Annotated in this window: 23 protein-coding genes; 15 read left to right on the top strand and 8 right to left on the bottom strand. The window is 52.2% G+C overall.

Translation table 11 applies throughout. The annotated features are described in order from the left end of the window. Positions 1-97: 97 nt before the first annotated feature. Complete coding sequence (gene polA, locus KO116_RS04905; RefSeq protein ID WP_035561949.1) at positions 98-2,881, bottom strand: DNA polymerase I; 2,784 nt, start codon at positions 2,879-2,881, stop codon at positions 98-100. A gap of 175 nt (positions 2,882-3,056) precedes the next feature. Here polA and KO116_RS04900 point away from each other — a divergent pair, with 175 nt between their 5' ends. Together KO116_RS04900 and speA are read left to right on the top strand one after the other, a co-directional pair. Next, a complete protein-coding gene (locus KO116_RS04900; RefSeq protein ID WP_035562468.1) occupies positions 3,057-4,016 on the top strand; it encodes a homoserine kinase in 960 nt (319 codons plus the stop codon). After that, on the top strand, positions 4,013-5,953 hold the full coding sequence (speA, locus tag KO116_RS04895; protein ID WP_035561946.1) for a biosynthetic arginine decarboxylase: 1,941 nt from the start codon (positions 4,013-4,015) through the stop codon (positions 5,951-5,953). Before KO116_RS04900 ends, speA begins: the two co-directional genes overlap by 4 nt. 160 nt (positions 5,954-6,113) lie before the next feature. Here speA and KO116_RS04890 read toward each other — a convergent pair whose 3' ends face one another. The 4 genes from KO116_RS04890 to KO116_RS04875 form a co-directional block, all read right to left on the bottom strand. Further along, positions 6,114-6,779, bottom strand: a complete 666-nt coding sequence (locus KO116_RS04890; RefSeq protein ID WP_035561943.1) for a fumarylacetoacetate hydrolase family protein — start codon at positions 6,777-6,779, stop codon at positions 6,114-6,116. A gap of 106 nt (positions 6,780-6,885) precedes the next feature. Further along, positions 6,886-7,917 carry an ectoine hydroxylase gene (gene thpD / locus KO116_RS04885; RefSeq protein WP_035561940.1) on the bottom strand — a complete coding sequence of 344 codons (1,032 nt, stop codon included), beginning with the start codon at positions 7,915-7,917 and terminating at the stop codon, positions 6,886-6,888. A gap of 171 nt (positions 7,918-8,088) precedes the next feature. Then, positions 8,089-8,730, bottom strand: a complete 642-nt coding sequence (locus tag KO116_RS04880; protein WP_035561938.1) for a hypothetical protein — start codon at positions 8,728-8,730, stop codon at positions 8,089-8,091. Between the two features lie 29 nt (positions 8,731-8,759). After that, entirely contained in the window at positions 8,760-9,566 is an 807-nt protein-coding gene (locus KO116_RS04875) for a Crp/Fnr family transcriptional regulator (protein ID WP_035561935.1), read from the bottom strand. A gap of 408 nt (positions 9,567-9,974) precedes the next feature. Here KO116_RS04875 and KO116_RS04870 point away from each other — a divergent pair, with 408 nt between their 5' ends. The 3 genes from KO116_RS04870 (at position 9,975) to KO116_RS04860 (ending at position 11,756) form a co-directional block, all read left to right on the top strand. Continuing rightward, positions 9,975-10,289, top strand: a complete 315-nt coding sequence (locus KO116_RS04870; RefSeq protein WP_035561933.1) for a hypothetical protein — start codon at positions 9,975-9,977, stop codon at positions 10,287-10,289. 24 nt (positions 10,290-10,313) lie between these two features. Further along, a complete protein-coding gene (locus tag KO116_RS04865; RefSeq protein ID WP_035565389.1) occupies positions 10,314-11,330 on the top strand; it encodes an IS30 family transposase in 1,017 nt (338 codons plus the stop codon). A gap of 66 nt (positions 11,331-11,396) precedes the next feature. After that, positions 11,397-11,756 (top strand): hypothetical protein, encoded by a 360-nt coding sequence (locus KO116_RS04860; RefSeq protein WP_035565242.1) that lies wholly within the window; start codon positions 11,397-11,399, stop codon positions 11,754-11,756. Between the two features lie 94 nt (positions 11,757-11,850). Here the strand turns inward: KO116_RS04860 and KO116_RS04855 are convergent, their stop codons facing one another. After that, a complete protein-coding gene (locus KO116_RS04855) occupies positions 11,851-12,237 on the bottom strand; it encodes a c-type cytochrome (RefSeq protein WP_052703728.1) in 387 nt (128 codons plus the stop codon). A gap of 123 nt (positions 12,238-12,360) precedes the next feature. On the opposite strand from KO116_RS04855, the gene KO116_RS04850 reads away from it, so the two are divergent. After that, entirely contained in the window at positions 12,361-13,200 is an 840-nt protein-coding gene (locus tag KO116_RS04850; RefSeq protein ID WP_035565241.1) for a cytochrome c oxidase assembly protein, read from the top strand. A 4-nt stretch (positions 13,201-13,204) separates the two neighbouring features. Beyond that, complete coding sequence (locus KO116_RS04845) at positions 13,205-13,789, top strand: SCO family protein (protein WP_035565240.1); 585 nt, start codon at positions 13,205-13,207, stop codon at positions 13,787-13,789. A gap of 144 nt (positions 13,790-13,933) precedes the next feature. Here the strand turns inward: KO116_RS04845 and KO116_RS04840 are convergent, their stop codons facing one another. Next, positions 13,934-14,437: a ferritin-like domain-containing protein gene (locus KO116_RS04840; RefSeq protein ID WP_035565238.1), complete on the bottom strand. Its 504-nt coding sequence runs from the start codon at positions 14,435-14,437 to the stop codon at positions 13,934-13,936. Positions 14,438-14,497: 60 nt separating this feature from the next. Then, positions 14,498-14,686, bottom strand: a complete 189-nt coding sequence (locus KO116_RS24515; RefSeq protein WP_235272506.1) for a hypothetical protein — start codon at positions 14,684-14,686, stop codon at positions 14,498-14,500. Between the two features lie 76 nt (positions 14,687-14,762). On the opposite strand from KO116_RS24515, the gene KO116_RS04835 reads away from it, so the two are divergent. From KO116_RS04835 to KO116_RS04800, 8 genes are all read left to right on the top strand, one after another. Beyond that, on the top strand, positions 14,763-15,779 hold the full coding sequence (locus tag KO116_RS04835; RefSeq protein ID WP_035565389.1) for an IS30 family transposase: 1,017 nt from the start codon (positions 14,763-14,765) through the stop codon (positions 15,777-15,779). Positions 15,780-16,371: 592 nt separating this feature from the next. Beyond that, positions 16,372-18,177 carry a thiamine pyrophosphate-requiring protein gene (locus tag KO116_RS04830; protein WP_035555781.1) on the top strand — a complete coding sequence of 602 codons (1,806 nt, stop codon included), beginning with the start codon at positions 16,372-16,374 and terminating at the stop codon, positions 18,175-18,177. A 153-nt stretch (positions 18,178-18,330) separates the two neighbouring features. Continuing rightward, positions 18,331-18,633, top strand: a complete 303-nt coding sequence (locus tag KO116_RS04825) for a hypothetical protein (protein ID WP_035555783.1) — start codon at positions 18,331-18,333, stop codon at positions 18,631-18,633. 67 nt (positions 18,634-18,700) lie between these two features. Then, positions 18,701-18,988: a hypothetical protein gene (locus KO116_RS04820; protein ID WP_035555785.1), complete on the top strand. Its 288-nt coding sequence runs from the start codon at positions 18,701-18,703 to the stop codon at positions 18,986-18,988. Positions 18,989-19,128: 140 nt separating this feature from the next. Further along, positions 19,129-19,866 (top strand): substrate-binding periplasmic protein, encoded by a 738-nt coding sequence (locus tag KO116_RS04815; protein WP_035555787.1) that lies wholly within the window; start codon positions 19,129-19,131, stop codon positions 19,864-19,866. A 57-nt stretch (positions 19,867-19,923) separates the two neighbouring features. Next, the gene (locus tag KO116_RS04810; RefSeq protein WP_235272505.1) at positions 19,924-20,808 is read left to right on the top strand and encodes a cation transporter; all 885 of its coding nucleotides are present in this window, start codon (positions 19,924-19,926) and stop codon (positions 20,806-20,808) included. 75 nt (positions 20,809-20,883) lie between these two features. After that, positions 20,884-21,918: a sodium:calcium antiporter gene (locus KO116_RS04805; RefSeq protein WP_035555791.1), complete on the top strand. Its 1,035-nt coding sequence runs from the start codon at positions 20,884-20,886 to the stop codon at positions 21,916-21,918. Positions 21,919-21,962: 44 nt separating this feature from the next. Beyond that, positions 21,963-22,988: a potassium channel family protein gene (locus KO116_RS04800; RefSeq protein ID WP_035555793.1), complete on the top strand. Its 1,026-nt coding sequence runs from the start codon at positions 21,963-21,965 to the stop codon at positions 22,986-22,988. Positions 22,989-23,013 lie beyond the last annotated feature (25 nt).

Here is a 23,013-nt window from a genome sequence, read left to right as displayed (position 1 = left end):
GTATAAGGTTATGCCTCCACCCGAGCCAAAATTTTGATCCTGGTCAATTCCTTATCTATGCATGGTGCGGTTGCGACAAAATGCCCTTATCACCTGGCTAGTGCGCCTCATCCCAGTTCGCGCCGCTTTCCGCTTCGACAATCAGCGGCACTTTCAACTCCGCCGCGCCCTGCATGCGTTTTTGCACCTGCTCAATAAATACCTCGACCTGCTTCTCGGCCACCTCAAACACCAGCTCATCGTGCACCTGCATCACCATCAGCGCATCAAACTCGCCTTCCGCTAACCACGCATCCACGTCGATCATCGCCTGCTTGATGATATCGGCGGCCGTGCCCTGCATCGGCGCGTTAATCGCGGTGCGCTCTGCGCCTTGGCGGCGGTTACGGTTTTGCGACTGGATTTCCGGCAGGTAGAGCCGCCGACCCAGGACGGTCTCTACAAAGCCGTCCTCTGCGGCTTCGGTGCGAATACGGTCCATGTAGCGGGCAACGCCTGGGTAACGGTCAAAGTAGCGATCAATATAGGTTTGCGCCTGGTTGCGCTCGATATGCAGCTGGCGGGACAGCCCCCAGGCACTCATGCCGTAAATCAAACCGAAGTTGATCGCTTTGGCGCTACGGCGCTGGTCGCCAGAGACCTTTTCTAGCGAGGTACCAAACACTTCTGCCGCCGTGGCGGTGTGGATATCGCGCCCCTCGGCAAAGGCTTCCAGCAGCCCTTTGTCTTCAGATAAGTGCGCCATAATGCGCAGTTCGATCTGGGAGTAGTCGGCGGCGACAATGCGGTAGCCGGGGCGGGCGATAAACGCCTGGCGAATTTTGCGTCCCTCTTCGGTACGAATGGGAATGTTCTGTAAGTTGGGGTCCGACGACGACAGCCGCCCGGTGGCGGTAACCGCTTGATGGTAGCTGGTATGCACCCGGCCAGTGGCTTTATTGAGCAGCCTTGGCAATTTGTCGGTGTAGGTGGATTTAAGCTTGGCCAGCCCCCGGTGCTGCATAATCACCTTGGGCAGCGGGTAGTCCAGCGCCAGCTCCTCCAGCACGCCTTCCGCGGTAGAAGGCGCGCCTTTGGGCGTTTTCTTAAGCACTGGGATCTTCTGCTCTTCAAACAGAATCTGGCCTAGTTGCTTGGGTGAGCCCAAATTAAATTCCCGCCCGGCCAGTTCAAACGCTTCGCGCTCTAGCTCGCCAATACGCTTTTCTAACTGCTGGCTCTGCTTGTGCAGTAGATCCGCATCCACCGCCACCCCATTACGCTCAATGCGCGAGAGCACTTTGATCAGCGGCAGTTCGATATTATCCAGCACTTCTGCCAAGCGCCCCTCGTTTTCGACCTGTGGGCGTAGCGTTTGCTGCAGCCGTAGGGTGATATCGACATCTTCGCAGGCGTAAGGCGCCGCCTGCTCCAGGGCAATCTGGTTAAAGGTGAGCTGCTTGGCGCCCTTACCGGCAATCTCTTCAAAGGAGATGGTCTTTTCGCCCAAATACTTCAGCGCCAGCGAGTCCATATCGTGGCGGGTGGCCGTGGAGTTGAGCACGTACGACGCCAACATGGTGTCGGCAAACGGGCCCGCCACTGAGATGGCGTAGTTGGCCAGCACCGAAATATCGTACTTGAGGTTCTGGCCAATCTTGGTTTTGGTCGGGTCTTCCAGCAGCGGCTTTAGCGCCGCCAGCACCGTTTTGCGGTCAAGCTGCTGGGGGGCATCCAGATAGTCGTGGGCCAGCGGAATATAGGCCGCCTCCCCCGCTTCCAGCGACAAGCCGACGCCGACGATTTCTGCATCCATATAGTTGAGGCTGGTGGTTTCCAAATCAAAACAGAAGCGCTCGGCGTTTTGTAGCCTATCCAGCCAGCGCTCAAAGTCTGCCTGTTCGAGGATGACGTGATCTTCACGGGCACTCCCATTGGCAGATGCCTCTGTGCCCTCGGGCTCGCTATCGTCAGCGCTGGCAGGGACAGGCTCGCCGCCTTTCACATCATCCACGCCTTCATCTTTGCCTTCCAGCAGCTCACCTAGCCACTGTCGGAACTCCATCTCTTTATACAGCGTGACCAGCGCTTCACGGTCGGGATGAGCGATATCCAGGTCATCCAGGCCCACCGGCAAATCGCAATCGACCTTGATGGTCGCTAACTGATACGAAAGGAAGGCCTGATCGCGATGCTCTTCAAGTTTCTTGGGCAGCGTTTTTGCGCCCCGGAAAGTAAGCGTTTTGACCCGTTCTAAATCGCTATAAATGGTCTCCAGGCCGCCGCCCATGCCTTGCAGTAGACCAATCGCAGTCTTTTCACCCACGCCGGGCACGCCAGGAATGTTATCGACCTTGTCGCCCATCAGGGCGAGAAAATCGATAATCAGCGCAGGGGGCAGGCCGAACTTATCCTCCACGCCCCCCTCGTCCAGGGTTTCATCCTTCATGGTGTTGACCAGCGTGATATGGGCATTGACCAGTTGCGCCATATCCTTGTCGCCGGTGGAAATGACCGCATCGCGCCCTGCTTGGGTGGCGTGGTGGGCCAGGGTGCCAATCACATCGTCCGCCTCCACCCCTTCAATGCACAGCAGCGGCAGGCCCAGCGCTTTCACACAGGCGTGCAGCGGCGCAATTTGGCTGCGCAGGTCATCGGGCATGGGGGGGCGGTGGGCTTTGTAGTCGCTGTACATCTCATCGCGGAAGGTTTTGCCCGGCGCGTCGAAAACCACCGCCATGGGGCTTTCGGGGTAATCCTTAATCAGCCGCTTGAGCATATTCAACACGCCCTTCACCGCGCCTGTCGGCTGACCACTGGAGGACGTTAGCGGCGGTAGCGCATGAAAGGCACGGTAAAGATAGGAGGAGCCATCGACGAGGACGATCGGAGCGCGAGCCATAACCAAGTTCCTAAAGAGAGTCATAAAAAAATAAGTGCTAAAAAGAGTTACTCACATGATACCCGCTGCGCAGGCGGCCTGCAGAGTCAAACTCTATTCTGTTATCACAACAACGCTGCCAACTCAGCGACCAAGCCGCTACAATAATGGGCTTAGCAACCTGGGCGAGACTCTCATGGCTGTATTTACCCCGCTTAGCGACGCACAGGTCGCCGCGTTTTTAGAAAAATTTGATGTTGGCAGTTTCGTTTCCCTACAGGGGGTGGCGAGCGGCACCGAAAACTCGACGTTTTTTGTCACCACTGACCGCCGCGAGCTGGTGTTAACCCTGTTCGAACAGGGCGAGCATGAAGAGCTGCCGTTTTTTGTCGAACTGCTCGACTATTTAGACGAGCACCGCCTGCCGGTGCCCGGCACGATTCATGACCGCGAAGGCGTTGCCCTGCATAGCCTGGAAGGTAAACCGGCGCTGCTGTTTCCACGCCTGCCCGGCCGTCATCCGGAAGCGCCCAACTTGGCTCAGTGCCACGCCCTGGGCGATACCCTGGGCCGCCTGCACGTGGTTTCAAAACGCTTTCCCGGCCACCGTCCGAATCCGCGGGATATCAACTGGCTGCATGTGATGCACCACAAGGTGCTGAGCTATCTAAGCCCAGCAGATCAAACCTTGATGAAGGATGAAGTCGACGATTTTGAGGGCGCCTTTATTCAGCACAATGAGCTGCCGCAAGGCGCTCTGCACGGCGACCTTTTCCGCGACAATACCCTCTTTGAGGGTGATCAGTTGGGCGGTATTATCGACTTTTATAACGGTTGCACCGGCGATCTGCTGTTCGACCTGGCGATTGTAATCAACGACTGGGCTTCCAACGACGACGGCACGCTTAACGCAGAGCGCTATGACACGCTATTGAGCGCCTATCTGGCACGCCGACCATTAACGGCGGATGAGCGCGAGCTATGGCCCACCATGCTGCGCATGACGGCGCTGCGTTATTGGTTATCACGTCTGCTGGTGGTTTACGTTGACCCGCCAGCGCATGATTTAACGCCCCACGACCCGGAGCGTTTCCGTACTATTTTAACCGCGCGCATTGCCCACGGTGCGCTGCCGCTGCCTGAGGTAACTGCATGAGTGTGACGGCCACTACTAGCCCTGCGTTGCGTGCTCGGCGCACCTGGAATATCGATCAATGGGGCAGCGGCTACTTTGATGTCGATGACCACGGCCAAGCCCTTGTCCGCCCGCTGGGTAGCGATGCAGAAGGCCCGGCGCTTCCGCTGAGTGCGCTGGTGCGTCAACTACAAAGCGCCGGGCTACGCCTGCCGGTACTGGTGCGCTTTAGCGATATTCTCCATGACCGGGTCGAACAGCTGTGTGGCGCCTTTGATGCCGCCATGAGTGATTGCGACTATCAAGGTGGTTACACCGCCGTTTACCCCATCAAAGTGAATCAACAGCGCCGCGTAGTGGAAGAAATTCTGGCCACCGCCGAGCGCGGGAGTGGCCGCGTGGGGCTAGAAGCGGGCAGCAAGCCGGAGTTGCTGGCGGTGCTGGCGCTTTCCGATGGCGGCTCCTCGCTAATCGTTTGTAATGGCTACAAAGACCGCGAGTACGTGCGTCTGGCGCTGCTGGGGGAGAAGCTCGGCCATAAGGTTTATTTGGTGGTCGAGAAGCTCTCAGAGCTGCAGATGATCCTGGAAGAGGCCCGCGAACTCGACGTTACCCCGCGTATTGGCCTGCGCGCCCGCCTTGCCTCGGTGGGCAAAGGCAAATGGCAGAATACCGGCGGTGAAAAATCCAAGTTCGGGCTGACCGCCAGCCAGATTCTCGAGGTGGTCGACACCCTTCGTCGCGAGGACGCGCTGGAAAGCCTGCAACTGGTGCACTTCCACTTGGGCTCGCAGATCGCCAACATCCGCGATATCCAGCGTGGCCTGCGCGAGTGCGCCCGTTTCTATCAAAACCTGATGCAGCTGGGCGCGCCCATCGATACCGTGGACGTTGGCGGCGGCTTAGGAATCGATTACGAAGGCACCCGCTCGCGCAGCTTCTGCTCGGCCAACTACTCGATGCGCGAATACGCGCGCAATGTCGTCAGTGCCTTTGCCCAGCTATGCCAAGAGGCCGACCTGCCCCAGCCGCATCTGATCAGCGAGTCCGGCCGCGCGCTAACCGCCCACCACGCGGTGCTAATCACCAACGTAATTGGCGAAGAGCGTATTGATAACACGCCGCCTGAACGCTATTCGCTAGGAAAGGGCCAAGAAGAGAAACAGGAAGATGCCCAAGTAGAGCTTCTCTGGCGGGTGTTTGAGCAGTTGGCAACGCACCAAGAGCCACGCATGCTGGTGGAAGCCTGGCACGACCTGCTTCAGGCGGTCAGCGAACTGCAGGACCGTTTTGTCATGGGCCTGAGTGACATTACCGCCCGCGCGGAAGGCGAGCGTGTCTACATGGCTGCCTGCGCGAGGCTGCGTACCCAACTTGACACCCGTAACCGTGCCCACCGAGAGATCATGGACGAGCTAGCGGAGAAGCTGGCCGACAAGCTGTTCGTCAACTTCTCCCTGTTCCAATCGGTGCCTGACGTGTGGGGCATCGAGCAGATATTCCCGGTGCTGCCCCTTAGCGGGTTGGATCAAGCGCCAACGCGTCGAGCAGTGATACAGGATATCACCTGCGACTCCGATGGCCGCATCGACAGCTATGTCGATGGCCAGGGCGTGGAGAGCACCCTGCCTCTGCCCGAGTGGGCATCTGATGACGAGCGTTGGTTAGGGTTCTTTCTGGTAGGTGCCTATCAGGAAATTCTTGGCGATTTACACAATTTGTTCGGCGATACCGACTCTGTCGATGCCGCGCTTAATGCCGATGGCGAGTGGACGCTCTCCAACCCGCTAGCGGGTGATTCAGTGGCGCAGGTGCTTGCCTACGTCAACTTCAATGCCAACGTGCTTAAGCAAAAGCTCACCGACCAGTTAGCCGCCAGCGGCTTTACGGCCGATGAACAAGCCCGCTTTGCGGCAAGCTTGAGCGAAGGGCTGGAAGGCTATACGTATCTTGAGTAACGCGGCTTGAGCCACTTGGCCCTAGCGAACGTTTTTGTCGGCTAAAACAAGAAACGCCACCCTGATTACGGGGTGGCGTTTTCTTTGATCGTCACAATTTACAATAACCTTGGTGATCGCGTACTCAACATATACCTCGATGGTCTCGCAACTCGTTTAACTACTCGACTACGCTGGTTTCGATTTTCAAACCACCAGTCAAGGTTAAGCGCAGTGACGAGCCGCGAACGAGTTTTCCAACGCCTGAAGGCGTACCGGTCAAAATGACATCACCCGGTTCAAGGGTAAAGTGGCGGCTCATTTCGGCCACCAAGGACGGGATAGCAAAAATCATATCAGCCCCCTCGCCGTGCTGGCGCTCTTCACCATCAATCTCAAGCGTGAAAGCCAGCGCATTCCAATTGGGCACCCGGCTTAATGGCAAAAACGACGAAAGCGGGCAGGCGCCATCAAAGGCTTTGGCGATTTCCCAAGGATGGCCCTTCTCTTTAAGCGCCGTCTGCACATCACGTAAGGTTAAATCCATCGCCAAGCCGATACCGACAATCGCCCGCTCGGCTTCATCCATCGTGGCATGGGTTAAGGTTTCACCCACTAATAGCGCAAGCTCAACTTCATAATGCACGTCGCCGCGTGAAAACGGCGGGTCCAACGGCTTGGTTAGATCCACAACGCTGGTCGACGGCTTAATAAACAGCAACGGCTCAGTGGGAACCGGATTATCCAGCTCTTTCGCATGGTCGGCATAATTACGGCCGATGCAGACAACTTTGCCCAACGCGTGGGGAAACTCCTGGCCATCGGTGAACTGTAGAACAAAACGCATGGCGGGTATTCTCCTTCTCATTATGCGTGCCGCAGACGCAACAGTTTACCCCACCTAGACGAAGGTTCCACAACCTTCAGCCATCAATTTGTTTCCCCACCACTCGTTAGCGATACTGCTGCGCCTGCTGGTCAAGGCTGTGAGCCAAGAAGTCAGGACGCTGCTTAGCTGCCGCATAGGGCGCCTCACAACGGTTATCGCGACGATTAAAAACAAAGAACACGTTGCTACGTGGGTCAGGCGAAAGGTTGGCATTCGACGCATGTAGCGTATTGCAATCGAACAGCAACAAGCCGCCCGCTTTACCCTTCGGTGCTTCAATACCGTGTTCAGCCACTAGCTCGGTTAACGCTTCTGGGCTTGGCACGCCCACTTCCTGCGCTTTCAGCGAGCTTTTGTGGTTATCCTCCGGCGTTTCCCCCAGGCACGGCACAAACTTGTTGTGTGAACCGGGAATCAGCATTAACGGCCCGTTGAACTCGTGGTTGTCGGTCAAGATTAGCGAAGCACTCACTGCATGCATCGCCGGCATGCCATCTTCCGCGTGCCAGGTTTCAAAATCGGAGTGCCAGTTAAAGCCCTTACCGGCAAACCCCGGCTTATAATTGATCCGCGACTGATGCACGTAGGGGTCATCGCCAATAATTTGACGCGCAGCGCCCGCTACCCGCTCGTCGCTGGCCAGTTCACCTAAGCGTTCAGAGAGGAAATGCACCGCAAAGAGTGAGCGGATTTCCTGGCTTTCTGGCTCTGTCACGCTGAATTCTTTATTGCGGTACTCATCGTTACTCATCAGCGCCGTCATTTCTTGACGTAGCTCATCAAGCTCCGCGCCTTCAATGAGGTTGGGAATAAACAGAAACCCTTTGCGCTCGAACTCATCAAGCTGCGCTTGGCTTAAGGGGCCGGAAAGCTGGCGACCTTTCACGACCGCCTCTTGTCGCGGCAGCCAGGTTTTCTCAGGCGTATTGGCCAAGCGCGATGGGTAGACATCCTGTACCTGTTCACTTTGAACCTGTTTGCTTTCAACCTGGGCGCGCTGAGCTTCTGTTGTGCGCTGAACACTAGGGGAATCCGCCATTTCGCTATATTGCTTATGGGCGTTTACCGCATTTAGCGGTGTGCTTTTGACTGTCATCTAATCCACTCCTTGTATGATTAGGTTTCAGATCGAATGATGTTGCAGGGCACAGCGTAGACAAACAAAATCAGCATGCAAGGGTTAATAACGTTTTTCATAACGTGTGTTACGTGAAAAAAATTGAAGCTTTCTTTATATGCGTTATCTGCGCTAATTAAATCTTCTACGTTAGCTAAACCCTGGGTAATCTTCTCTCTCCTGCTTTAAGGTTCGAATCAATTTTTTCCGCTCATGAACAGTTGACCAAGAGGTTGTATTCCAACTTAACGGGTTAAAAAAATCGCCTACTGACGTTTGAAAAAACTTAAAATGCCGAGAAGCGCCTAACAACCGCTTATCTGCCCCATGAAAAAAGACAACGAATATATTAATATTGTCGCCCGGTTTAATATGAATAACATCGTGTCTAGCTTCCTCTTCCTTCTTTGAAAGGCAAGGATAAAATATTCCACCCACCTCTAGCTTGACACAACTTCCAGGAAGAATAGTGCCTTGATATTCCCACTTATCGCTACCATCAACTTCTTTTTTAAAAAGCCCTTCTCCATGTAAATTATCAAGATTGTAAACTTTCTTATTCTCACCACACTCAATAATAAAGAATACATTCCTTACATAAACAGGCTCAGCCGCCATATTCGTAAATGCAAGCTTCATACTGCTACAGTCGTAGCCTTCCGTATGAATAATAAAACGAGCACGCCGCTGGCGCTTAAACGTTAGAAAAAATAGCTGGGCAAAAACCACCCAGATTAAAAAAGTGCCTACTTCAACAAACGCCATCACCAATTCATAATAATTCTCTATCATAGGACTCTACTTATTCAAAGCGAACAAACTCAAAACAAGCGGAGATGACCATAAATTATATTTTCATCAAAACCAGTATACTCTGCCAACAACTCTGGCTCTAATAGCTTAATACTATTCCTACTCTTCCTAATCATTTTTTTTTGTTCTAAAGAAGTCATGCACCTGCTAACGTGAACGCTTGTGATACCTAACAGCTCGCCTACCACCTCTTGAGTAATAGGAAAAGAAAACACATTTGAATCATTCAGCTTTTTGAAATTATATCTTGCATATATTTCAAGCAAAAAATGCGCAACGCGCTCTTCAGCCTTATGGTGAGTACAACTTCTAAGCCTTTCAATAGTAATGTTGTCATTCACCATGATATAAGAAACGACAGCTCTTCTTATATCTGTATTTTCTTTAAATAAATCATGCACTTCGTCAACAGACACTTTATCTAACTGACAGTTCTGCAACCCCAGTATCGTAATATCATGATTATCGAAAAAACTTTCTCGCAAGCCAACGATATCGCCCGGCATGTAGACATTACATATATCTTGCCCATGACTTTTAAAAGTATGGCACAAGCTTACCCAGCCTTGTTTTACAACAAATATTTCTGCCCTTCCCTGGCACAAAGAGTATAGCTTTTGGTTTCTTTTCAACTCCATACTTTTAACATTAGCACTCGACAAAAGACCTATAGAGTCAGTCCCAATCTCTGCATAATGGCTGAGTATATTGCCAAGATTAATGTCCTTGGCTTGCAAGCCTATCACGCTGGGTAACTGAGCATAATGGTCGCTCCCTTTAAAAACTTCACTGTGCATATCAATTGCATTGCTCATCTTCTCTACACTCCTTTGTAGTTAGACAAAACCTGACTCGCAAAGAAAAACCTTACAATCTATGTACATATAAAAAGTTAACAAAGAGGTAGAATAATAGTTAATACGTCGCGTTTCCACAAGCTTAGCCACCATTTTTAAGAGTCATTTCTTAACATACGTTAACTCTCACTGCATAAAAAAATTAGCAGGCTAAATAAAATAGTAATATTGGGTTATAACGTGTAAATATAAGTTATTATTGATATTTATTAAATATAAAAACAGCCGAACCAGTTATAACATATGTTATTGATACTGAAAGAAATGATCTTGAAGCTCTATAATCCCTTATGCACTTTTTAAAGCTCATTAGTGCTTAGTTACGTCATTATTTTATTGCTACTTTTAACTTTCAAGGACGTCATCATGAAAAGGAATATTTTCATAGTAGCCTTAGAAGATAAGCAAAAAGCCATGCTTGAAACGTTGCGCCAGTCAAAAGAGCTGGAGATACACGGCCTGCTCACGGTCGATACAGCGGTTGAAGCAAAAAAGTTCTCTTTTAATGAAGTGCTGGAATCCGCAAGAGAAGAACTCGCTAGCTATCCAGGCACCGTAGACGCCATTATTGCACAATGGGACTTTCCTACCAGTGTTTTAGTCCCCATTCTATGCAAAGAGTATGGAATCCCCTCACCTTCTGTGACCAGCTTGGCCGCAAATTCTGAGTGCAACACCTGACCAAACCGGTAAGGTGTTGACCCCATGTCATATTCTGAACTTTGCATAGAAGAGCGTGCGACGATCCAAGTCAGCCTCGCACAAGGCTTGAGCATCAGGAAGATAGCAGCCCTGCTTGAGCGGTCCCCGGCGACGATCAGTCGAGAGATACGGCGCAATGGATCGTCCGATGGCCATTACCGCCCGTCACACGCGCAACAGCGCCGTCATGACCGCCGAGACAATTGTCGACCAAGGCGAAAACTGTTTCCGGGCAGCCCTCGGTTCGCACTGATTCAGTACATGCTGCGTCGGCGCTTGTCACCCGAGCAGGTTAGCGGCAAGCTCAGGAATATGAATATCCCTGACCTCCGAGACGCCTACGTCTGCCGTGAAACGATCTACAGTGCTATCTACGCGTTGCCCGTCGGTGAGCTGCGAAAGGAACTGATTCACTGCTTGCGGCAAGGAAAATCCACCCGTAAGCCCCGACGTGGGCAAGTTGATCGACGCAACCAGATTCCTGATATGGTCAGCATCCACCTCCGCCCTCCCGAGGTAGAGAAACGTGAATTTCCCGGGCACTGGGAAGGCGACCTGATCAAAGGCAAGGGCAACGCATCGGCTGTCGGAACCCTGGTAGAACTGAAAAGCGGTTACCTGATCCTGGCGAAGATGAACGATGCGACCGCCACCTCGGCCGTGGAAGGCTTTAGCGCTGCGCTGAACCGGATGCCATTGGCTGCGCGGAAGAGCATGACGTATGACCAGGGGCGCGAGATGACGCAGCACGCCAAGATTACCCAGAATACCGGTATTGCCATTTATTTTTGCGACCCACATAGTCCGTGGCAGAGAGGCGCCAACGAAAATATCAATGGTCTCATACGGCAGTACTTGCCCAAGGGAACGGATCTATCGGTCTATACCCAGCAAGAACTGGATGAGATCGCACTTGAGTTGAACATGCGCCCCCGAAAGCGCTTCGACTTCAAGTGCCCTATTGAGGTGATGAGCGAGCAGATGGCGAAGTACCATGAGGCCCTGTCATCTATACATTGACGGTGTTGCACTCAGTGTCTGCATCCGCCCAGTGTTTTAAAGTGCGAGCATAAACTCTGGAGCCGAATGGAGCAGCAAAAAGTTATTCCAGAAGTAGTGCCTCGCTTTTGCGGTGTTGACCCCTTTTCAGAAACGCCATTTGATCAAGTCACCTTAAACTATCCCTTCTGGATTAAGCCTGTAAAAGCTTTTTCCTCCCACCTTGGCTTTAAAATTGAGAATTTCGAGCAGTTTGAAGCAGCGATAGAAGAGATAAGAGAAAATATTAACCAGCTAGGCTATCCATTTAATGAGGCGCTGGAATACGCTGATAGCCCGGAAGAAATTAAGCAATTAGGTGGCAATGCTTGTATCACAGAGGAAATTATCAGTGGTGTACAAGGCGCCCCTGAAGGCACCATGTTTCAAGGTGAATTCAGGTCTTAAAAGCTAATTTTGAACTAATAGCCAGGCTCACAAGCCGTTGCTTTCACACCTCGCCGCCCGAGTACATCCTTAAAGAGCGGCGTAGTTTTTAAGCCTATTCAGTGAGCGTTTCAAGATACGCCGCTATATCTCTGGCGTCCTGCTCCGTGACCTCCAGGTCTGGCATCGCAGTAAGAGGGCCCACTTGGGTGGGATGACGAAGCCAACGCACCCTATTATCGTTGTTATTGGAAAGCACCCCTGCGATGTAGCGGCGCTCTCCCATTCCCGCCAAAGGTGGACCAACATCGGCTTGTGGCCCAACTAACCCTGGAATCCGATGGCAGGCAATACAGGCATAACCATACATCGCCAGGCGCCCTCGTTCGGCATTGGGAAACTTGACGCCTATCGCCAACCACCGCTTGTTACCGCGATTGACCCTTGGGCCAGCGGCATCCATGGTGATACAGCTCAGTAATGGCAACCAATGCTGGGCCATAAAAGCGGCGGCGTCTCACCCGAGGGCGGCCAAGCTGCGGCATGCGTAGCCAGATACAGGCTGATCGGGAAAAATTTTCTGTAGTGTCTATCCTTACCAAGGTGCTGCTATTTAGGAGGTGTAATGGGGGAGTTCGACAGTAGCCTTGCTTATCTGCTGCCTTGGGAATTCTCCCCTAGCTGGACTCTCGCCTGCCTGGCTAGCGCAGGTCTCTATGTCCGCGGCCTGCTTCATCGGCGGCGCTGTGGTCTGCATGAAGGATTCTGGCGCCCTTTCGCCTTTTTCTTGGGTATCGTGGCTATTTATACGGTGTCTCAGACACATTTCGATTATTTAGCGCAATACATGTTTTTCGTCCACCGCGGCCAGCATTTAGTGCTGCATCATTTAGCGCCATTTCTGATTGCCTTATCGGCCCCGCTGGCAATACTCACCGCAGGCATACCGCATCGGGTGAGAAATTTGCCAACGGTTACTTTCGCTGTGCAGATGCTCAGGCCTGGGTATCGGCTTTTGCAGCAACCGGTTATCGCTCCACTGCTGTTCGTGGGCCTGATCTACTTCTGGTTAACTCCCCAGGTTCATTTCGACGCAATGCTGAGTCATCGTCTCTACCAGTTGATGAACTGGAGCATGCTGGTTGATGGGCTACTCTTCTGGTGGTTAATACTCGATTCCCGTTGGCCCGCAAATGGCGGGCTCAGCTATGGCGTACGCATTACCCTGTTGCTTGCCGTGGTGCCGCCCCAGATGTTGCTGGGCGCCTACCTCACCTTCAGCCATAACGTGCTGTTTGACGTGTATGCCGTTTGTGGTCGTGCTTGGCCACTGGCACCATTAACGGACCAGCGGCTCGGCGGCCTGATCACCTGGATCCCAGCGACCATGATGAGTGTGCTGGCGGTGTTGATCATTATCGGCCGTTTGCTCGGTAAACGTTCGTCCATGTATCGCTATGGATAACGCTATGTATAAAACAGGATGCAAGACCGCGCTGTTGTCAGGAATGCTATGGCTGGTCGGCTGTTCTGACCCAAGCTGGCAGACCAAGGATATCTCCGGGCTTATGCCACCATTGGATTTCGAGCTAATCAGTGAAGAAGCCCGCTCGGTCACTGAAGCCGACTATGCCGGTAATATCACCCTGCTCTTCTTCGGATTTACTCATTGCCCGCATATTTGCCCCACCACCCTGGCGAATCTGGCAGCGATCTCGCAGGAATTGGGGGAAGAGGCCCAAAACGATTTGCAAGTACTTTTTGTGTCTGTCGACCCTGACCGCGACGACCCCGCCAAGTTGCGAGAGTATACCGACGCATTCGGCCCTGAGTTTACCGGCTTGACCGGTGATGGAGAGGCTTTACAGGCCCTGACGCGCCGCTACCGCGTCACGTACGGTTATGGTGAGAAAGACGACACTGGCAATTACGATGTATCGCACTCCAACGCCGTCTTCGCTTTCGACCGTGATGGCGACGCTCAGTTGCTGATTCGCGAAGATGACCCTAAAGAGGCGGTGATGGCCGACCTGAGCCGCCTTCTGGCGCATTGAACGGCGTTGCGGTAGACAGCCGGGCGGTCCATCATTGAATCGGCTGGCAGAAAAAACCCCAGCATTATAGCTGGGGAATGGGCTTTGCTCTGATGGGAGAAAGAGCAAAAAAGCGATGTCTCAAAAGCTAGGCCTTAGCAAAAGCTAAGTCTTAGCGCGCAAATCATCATCCTTATCACGCGCTAAAAATTGCTGAGTAGTATCGTCCAAGTGCTTACTCAGCCAATCGGCCATGGCTATTTCTTCCTGAAGAATCTCTTTACAAACTTGGGAGACCTCAGGTTGTGACGCCATATCAGCCGCTTTGATAATGGCTTTATAACTAGCTATCTCAAAATTTTCGAACGCGTAACTCGCAATACCACCTTTCACCACCTCATCTTCCGCCATCATACCGCCCACTGCTTGGCCAAAGGCGGTTAATTCAGCGCCCATATCTTTGAACGTGGAGGTATCAGCGCCCAAGAGCGTTAAGCAGTGTTCAAGCTTTTGCGATTGGTTCTTGGTTTCTTCAATGTGCTCTTCAATACGCTTTTGCAGTTGCGGATAATGCTCTAAGCGATGTGCTTGGGATTGCAGCATTTTCTCCGCTTGCTTCTCCATTGCATGCGCATCTCGAAGCCAATCTACCAAGTGTTTGCTTTCCATTGCAGACTCTCCTTTTTAAACCTACGCGTTCATATGCTTACATTCGTTTGGCTAGTAAGCTCAGATTTGCTCTTTTTGAGCACCCGAACCTGGCTTAGCATTTCCCAATGTTGGTTCCTGACCTTCAGGAGCAGGTTGATTGACGACTGAATACTCACTCTTACCATCTAGAGAGGGGCCTTCAGCCCACCGGCCTTTCGGTGCTTCTTTGTCGAGCAGCGTATTCAGGTAGTAGTAGGAGTGTTGCATATTCTCATGATCTTCAGGCTACTTGGCCGCAAATTCTGAGTGCAACACCTGACCAAACCGGTAAGGTGTTGACCCCATGTCATATTCTGAACTTTGCATAGAAGAGCGTGCGACGATCCAAGTCAGCCTCGCACAAGGCTTGAGCATCAGGAAGATAGCAGCCCTGCTTGAGCGGTCCCCGGCGACGATCAGTCGAGAGATACGGCGCAATGGATCGTCCGATGGCCATTACCGCCCGTCACACGCGCAACAGCGCCGTCATGACCGCCGAGACAATTGTCGACCAAGGCGAAAACTGTTTCCGGGCAGCCCTCGGTTCGCACTGATTCAGTACATGCTGCGTCGGCGCTTGTCACCCGAGCAGGTTAGCGGCAAGCTCAGGAATATGAATATCCCTGACCTCCGAGACGCCTACGTCTGCCGTGAAACGATCTACAGTGCTATCTACGCGTTGCCCGTCGGTGAGCTGCGAAAGGAACTGATTCACTGCTTGCGGCAAGGAAAATCCACCCGTAAGCCCCGACGTGGGCAAGTTGATCGACGCAACCAGATTCCTGATATGGTCAGCATCCACCTCCGCCCTCCCGAGGTAGAGAAACGTGAATTTCCCGGGCACTGGGAAGGCGACCTGATCAAAGGCAAGGGCAACGCATCGGCTGTCGGAACCCTGGTAGAACTGAAAAGCGGTTACCTGATCCTGGCGAAGATGAACGATGCGACCGCCACCTCGGCCGTGGAAGGCTTTAGCGCTGCGCTGAACCGGATGCCATTGGCTGCGCGGAAGAGCATGACGTATGACCAGGGGCGCGAGATGACGCAGCACGCCAAGATTACCCAGAATACCGGTATTGCCATTTATTTTTGCGACCCACATAGTCCGTGGCAGAGAGGCGCCAACGAAAATATCAATGGTCTCATACGGCAGTACTTGCCCAAGGGAACGGATCTATCGGTCTATACCCAGCAAGAACTGGATGAGATCGCACTTGAGTTGAACATGCGCCCCCGAAAGCGCTTCGACTTCAAGTGCCCTATTGAGGTGATGAGCGAGCAGATGGCGAAGTACCATGAGGCCCTGTCATCTATACATTGACGGTGTTGCACTCAGTGTCTGCATCCGCCCTAATTAGTTATTTTTTAGCTTTATAATAGCGTTACTGAAAGGGTGACTGCTCACCCACTGGAACAATAACCGGAAAGCCACCACTGCTTCTGTCAGCTCACCAATGTAAAATATTAACGCTTCCCTTGAGGGAGCATGACGGGGAGGGGCGAGTAGCAATAAAATTGTAGAAAATCTTCTACTTATGTTAAAGATAACTTTTACTTACCCAGCAGCTGGACGCCACACCCACCTAATGCCTACAGTATTTTAGGTATGATTACATGCTCGCAACTAGTATTTAACTCCTCTTAAATATTTGTAATGGTTGATTTATAGGTTTGAACAGTAACGTATATTGCTTCAGATGGGGTAGTTGACTAACAGAGCACATTTACCACTATATTGGCTGTTTAGCTTGCGCCAGTTTATAGAGAGAGTTTTGACGTTTATGTAAAGCCGTAGGTAGCAGCACCGTCTCCTTTCTGCCTGTTACCACCACCAAAGAAGGTCCTTAATTTCAAACATTTTTTAATAACGGTTACCTAAACTAACCACCACGGTATGAGATAGGAGGTCAGGGATGACACAAGAAGTCAGCGACTTCATCATTGATAGGCTGAAACAGTGGAAGGTATCGCATATTTTCGGCTATTCCGGGGACGGTAATAATGGATTGATGGGCGCGCTCAATCGCGCTGACGACTCGATTACCTTTGTGCAGCCACGGCATGAGGAAATGGCAGCGTTCATGGCTTGTGGCTATGCAAAATATACCGGCGAGGTGGGCGTTTGCATGGCTACCTCCGGGCCGGGCGCGATACATCTACTTAACGGCCTTTACGACGCTAAAAAAGATCACATACCGGTCGTCGCTATCGTAGGCCAGCAGGCCCGCACAGCGTTAGGTGGTGAATACCAGCAAGAAGTGGACTTGGTCTCTTTATTTAAGGATGTGGCAGGTGATTTTGTACACCTGGCGACCAGCCCTGGGCAGGTTCGTCATTTGATTGATCGCGCCATGCGCATCGCCGCCGGTGAACGTACCGTTACCGCCATTGTGGTACCCAACGACTTACAGTCTCAAAAAGCGGTTGAGATCCCCGCACATGCCCATGGCACCGTTCACTCTGGCGTGGGTTATACGTCCGCCAACGTGATACCCGACGAGCACTCCCTGGCCCATGCGGCAGACATACTCAACGCCGGGGAGCGAGTGGCTATTTTAGTCGGCGCGGGGGCTAGAGGTGCCGAGAGAGAAGTTGAAGAAGTTGCCACCCGCCTCGGCGCCGGTGTTGCTAAAGCCTTGCTGGGGCGAGATGTGCTGCCTGATGATCTTCCTTACGTAACGGGCTCGATTGGGCTGCTAGGCACCAACCCCAGTTGGACACTCATGGCAGAGTGCGACACGTTATTGATGATTGGCTCTAGCTTCCCCTATTCGGAGTTTTTACCGCCCGAGGGCCAAGCAAGCGGCGTGCAGATTGATATCGAACCCCGCATGTTGAGCATGCGTTACCCCATGGACGTCAACCTCACCGGCGATACTCGCCTGACGCTCCAGGCCCTGATCCCTCTGCTAACGCATAAAAGTAATCGTGATTGGCAGCAGGCGATTGAAGCCGATGTCGCCGAATGGTGGGAGCTGCTGCGTGAACGCGCGATGGGTGACGCACACCCCATCAACCCACAACGCGTGTTTTGGGAAGCCTCACAGCGCTTGCCCGACAGGTGCCTGCTCAGCTGTGACTCCGGCTCGGCTACCAATTGGTATGCGCGCGATCTTAAGTTTCGTACCGGTATGCGCGGCTCGGTTTCCGGCGGCCTGGCAACCATGGGAAACGCGGTGCCCTACGCCATCGCAGCCAAATTTGCTTACCCTGAGCGTGTTTCAATCGCTTTTGTGGGCGACGGTGCCATGCAAATGAGCGGCAATGCTGAACTGCTCACTATTGGTAAATATTGGAAACGCTGGGATGATCCACGGCTCATTGTCATCGTCCTTAATAACCGCGATCTTAACCAGGTTACCTGGGAAATGCGTGTTCAGGATGGCGACCCTAAATATGAAGCATCACAGGACTTGCCTGACTTTTCCTACGCGCAGTATGCCGACTTGGTTGGCTTGAAAGGCATTGAAGTAACCGATCCAGAGCAGATTGGTAGCGCCTGGGATCAGGCCATTGCCAATCACTGCCCCACCGTTATTGATTTTCATACAGATCCTGACATTCCCCCCATTCCACCTCATATTTCCAAACAACAGGCAAAGGCCTATATGTCAGCAATGCTGCATGGGGATCCGGATGCTCTGGAGACGATCAAAGCGTCTTTAAAACAGTTCTCGAAGAGCTTTATTGCTAAAGCGCCTCATCTCAGGAGGCATTAATGGGGTAGAAGGCGCCGCCATGGGCTCAAAGCATTAGGCAAGCCGGCGCGCACGCCGCCAAACTTAAAAAATGCGCTGCAAGAAAACCGTTAGTCAGAATTTCTTAGGACCATTGATATAAATCTTACGGCGACATTATCCAGGAGGGAAATCATGAACCGTCAATCCACTGATAAGCGCGAAGAGCGTCAGAAGGCCAAGCAACTGCTAGATAAGGACATGCCTACTGACAATCAGCAAGCTGGGCATGAAGGCTCCCATCATGAAGAGCCCCAGCCCTTTCGACCCGACGAAAACGTCGATAATCAGAAAGCTGATAAAAACTCTTCACCAAGCCATAACACCTCTCTTGAGGCAGCCCCTTTTTCTGGCGCACAGCTGGCGAAGGAGAAAAAAGCGCATAAAGACAATATTGATAAAAAAACAGATGAGGTCGATCCAAAGAGCAGCGAATAGCCTCGATCTCAGTCGAGCATTGAGCCTTTCTTGACCGCTATTACGTTTATCTGATGAGGTAGTTACCGTGAAAAATCCAGTTTATGATGATAAGCAACAGCTTATCGGCCACTTTATTAAAGATAAGTACCTAAAGCGGGTAGCGCTTGAAGCCAGCGATGGCAATACCTACAGCGTGTCTAATCAGGAATTAACCCGCCAAGACGAGCACTGGGTGCTAGCAAAGCCATTGAGTGAATTCGTAAAGCTCAATGCTTTTCGCAAGCAACAGGAACATGTCGATGAAATGAGCGATGAAAGCTTCCCGGCCAGCGATCCGCCGGATTTTACGCTCGGGAAGAATGACCCTAATTAGCAGAGGCGCCCCATCAGTTGGGATTAACGGCTAACGGGCACTTACTTTAGCTGAACTAAATAAACATTAATTACCATTAAGGCATTGACGCTGCCTAGCCGTTATCGCTGGGCAGCGTCACTGTTATCAGGGAGTTCGCTATGAAAACCAAAAAAGGGAAAGGCTTTTTTGGGTCTCAGCGCGCACTTTTAATCGTTGTATTAGGCGTATTGTTAGCGCTGGCCTTACCAGGGTGCCACTATCCCCAAGACATAGAACATACGATGGAACGACTCCAAGGAGGGGCGCTGGAAGTCGGATTGACTGAAAACCCGCCTTGGGTGGTCCGCCGTGAAGACGGCCCTGCTGGCCTAGAACCAAACATCATCCGCTCATTGGCGGAACGGCTTAATGCAGAAATCCGCTGGCATTGGGGCAGTGAAGATAGGTTGCTAGCCGCTCTGCAGCATCGTCAACTTGACCTGGTAATAGGGGGATTAACGAATAGCTCCCGCCTGAGCCAACAAGCGGCGCTGACCCGCCCCTATTATCAAAGCCGCTATACCGTCGGTTTTCCGTCAGGGATACCGTTGCCCACTTCGCTAGAGGGTCTTGAAGTCGCTATTCCTCCTGTTAATCATATGTATACAGCCCTTAAAGAAAGAAATGCCAAGCCGATCAAAGTTGCCAATATCACCCGTGCCGAGGGACCCGTTGCCGGGCCTACTTGGTGGTTATCGGCGCACGGGTTGGTAGCCGGCCCCTGGGAGATCATTACCGATAAGCAGGTAATGGCGCTGCCCAAAGGTGAGAACGCTTGGATGCTGGCATTGCAACGCCACCTTAATGGCTACTCCAACATTGAGCAGCGACTGCAGCAACTGGAGGCGACGCAATGAAAGTAAGGCAAGCGTATCAACTGCCCCCCTGATAAACAGAAAGACCTTGATTACCTCGTGCGGCTTGAATGGTGGAACCTGGGGTTTCGCATTTCCATCGTCGGCGTACTGGCTTTAGTGCTAGGCAGTAGTCAGGCCATGCGAGTAGCTTGGTTTGAAGACATGCTCTCTTTAATTCCTCCTATCGCTTTTCTGGTCGCCATGCGTTATCGCAACCGAGCGCCTAATGAAGTCTTTCCCTATGGCTATCAGCGAGCTACCAGTATCGCTTTTCTCTGTGCAGCCACGGCGTTGGCGCTACTCGGCAGTATCCTGCTGCTTGATTCGCTGCTGAAGCTCGCCAAAATGGAGCACCCCAGCATTGGCGCCGTCGAGTTCTTCGGCACTACTTTCTGGATGGGGTGGTTAATGATTGGTGCGCTGATTTATAGCGTCATCCCACCGGTCATCATCGGCCATTTACAGATGAAAGCCGCTAAAAAAGTGCATGAAAAAACGGTGTTTGTGGATGGCAAGATGAGTAAGGCGGATTGGATGACGGGGCTTGCCGCTATCGCAGGAATCGTCGGCGTTGGCGCTGGCCTATGGTGGGCGGATGCGTTGGCAGGTGCGCTTATCGCGCTTGATGTCACCAAGGATGGCGTGACTAATGTGAAGGAGGCGGTGGGTGACCTTCTCGACCGAAGACCCCGTTTTACTTCTAAAGCTGAACCGGAACACCTTGCTGAAGAGCTGGAAGAGCAATTATGTGCCATGGGGTGGGTCGCCAGTGCCGCCGTGCGCTTACGTGAGGAAGGGCACATCTTTAGCGGCGAAGCATTTGTGGTGCCCCATAGCGATGAGAATTTGGCTCAACACTTACGCGACGCTGCTCAGTTTTTAAACCATTACGATTGGCGTATTTATGAGGTAGTGGTGACGGCTTGGCCCAGTGAAAACTGAATCAAATCGCCGATATTGTAAAGCTTTTCACCATTATCGAACTCCCGAGACGAGATACCCTGACCGGGTTCATTTATGCTCACATTACTTAGTGATATGTCGCTAACCGTCGCTTTTGCACTGTTCAGCGTTTGCGCAGTCGTTATTGGCATCATTGGTACTCGGCTGGCACGAATTGTTGACGACCTAGCTGACCGCACCGGGTTAGGTGAGGCGATAGCTGGTGCTGTCTTACTTGGGATGGCTACCTCACTATCAGGCATTGTGGTGTCGGTTTCTTCCGCCTGGACCGATAAACCTGAACTGGCAATGAGTAATGCGCTGGGTGGTATCGCTGTTCAAACGCTATTTTTAACGATCGCTGACATGGTATATCGGCGCGCTAATCTCGAACACGCCGCTGCCTCCCTTGGCAACCTGATTCAAGGCGCCCTACTGCTGTGCTTACTCAGTCTGTTGCTGTTAGGTCGCTTTACGCCCGAATGGACTTTCTGGCAAGTACACCCCATCACACCGCTGTTATTTATTGCTTACCTGTTTGGGCTAAAGCTGGTTAAAAATGCCCAAACCCGCCCGATGTGGTCCCCGACTCGTACGCGTGAGACGCGTGAAGACCAGCCCGATGAGTCGCCCGGAAAGCTAACGCTGGTGCGTTTATGGCTGCTGTTTGTAGGTCTTGCGCTTACGATCGGCATCACCGGCTGGCTACTGGAACGAAGCGCTACGGTGATTGCGGCAGAAACCGGCCTTAGCCAAGCGGCTGTCGGCGTTCTGCTGACCTCAATAGTGACATCATTACCTGAGCTAGTAACAACGGTTGCGGCGGTGCGCCGTGGGGCGCTAACCCTCGCGGTGGCAGGCATTATTGGCGGTAATGCGTTTGATACCCTGTTTGCCGCCGCGTCAGATGTGGCTTATCGCGGCGGCTCAATTTATCACGTCATTCCCGATCAGGTAATGTTATGGGTTGCTCTCGCGGTGTTAATGACAGGCGTATTAATGCTGGGCCTGTTGCATCGCCAAGAGCAGGGGCCTGGCCGTATCGGCTTTGAAAGCCTGGTCATTATCGGCCTCTACTTGGCGGGAATAGCGACATTAATGGTGAACTAGCCGCCGCAAGGTAGTGGCACATTTATATCAAAGGAGCATTGGTAGTGATTGGAAGCACGTTAATGGGGGTTATAGGCACCTTACTTATTTTGCTGGTGGTTTACGACGCGATTCGCACCACTTTATCGGTATCCAGTTCAGGCCCACTGACTAACCGGTTGGTCAGTGGGCTATGGTTTATGCTACTAGGTATTCATCGTCGGCGAAAAAGCCATACCATGTTGTCCTCTACGGGCCCATGGATAACAATGGCACTACTGCTGACATGGTTTCTAGTCGCTTGGCTGGGTTGGTTTTTACTGTTTTGTAGTTCACCGCAGGCCGTGGTGCTGTCTTCTTCAAACGCTACCGCTAGCTTAGTTGAGCGCGCTTACTATACGGGCTACACCCTCACAACGTTGGGCTATGGTGACTTTGTTGCCGGTAATGATAATTGGCGTCTTCCACCTGTTTTGGCTGCAGCTAACGGCTTTTTCCTTTTTACGCTATCGATTACTTATATTTTGAATATCATCACCCATGTTATTCAAAAACGCCAAACGTCCCTGACCATCAGCGCACTGGGCGAAAATCCACAGCAAATACTTGCGTCTACAAGCGGCGACGGAAAATTTGCAACATTAGTTAGCCAACTCCAGCCGTTACAACAGTCCATCAGTACCTTAGGCCAGCAACATTTAGCCTATCCAATCCTGCACTATTATCACAGCGAGACCAGTAGCAAAGCGCTTTCGCTAGCCATAGCACGCTTATACCAAGCCATTGCCATTGCCTGCTTTGCCAGCGCCAGCCTAGACCCCACTTCGCGTGAGCAGTTATTGATCACACGAAAAGCAATTGAGCAATTTCTGGATACGCTTGGCAGTGCGTTCATTCACCCTAGCCAACATATCCCTGATATTCCTGCGTTTAAGGGCTATGCCGACTTACCAGGCGTCGAGACATCGAACACCGAGATCCAGGACTATTTAGCCTCACTACCCTACCAGAAAATATTGGTGGCCTACGTTCATAAGGACGATTGGCAGTGGCAGGATGTATGGCAAACAGAGAATGGAAGGGGTGCTTAGCGCATGCAGCGACTGAAATGAAATC

Source organism: Halomonas sp. KO116, assembly GCF_000734975.2.
Classification (GTDB): domain Bacteria; phylum Pseudomonadota; class Gammaproteobacteria; order Pseudomonadales; family Halomonadaceae; genus Vreelandella; species Vreelandella glaciei.
The sequence above is the reverse complement of the archived record's forward strand: the minus strand, read 5'-3'. Positions and strand labels throughout refer to the sequence as shown.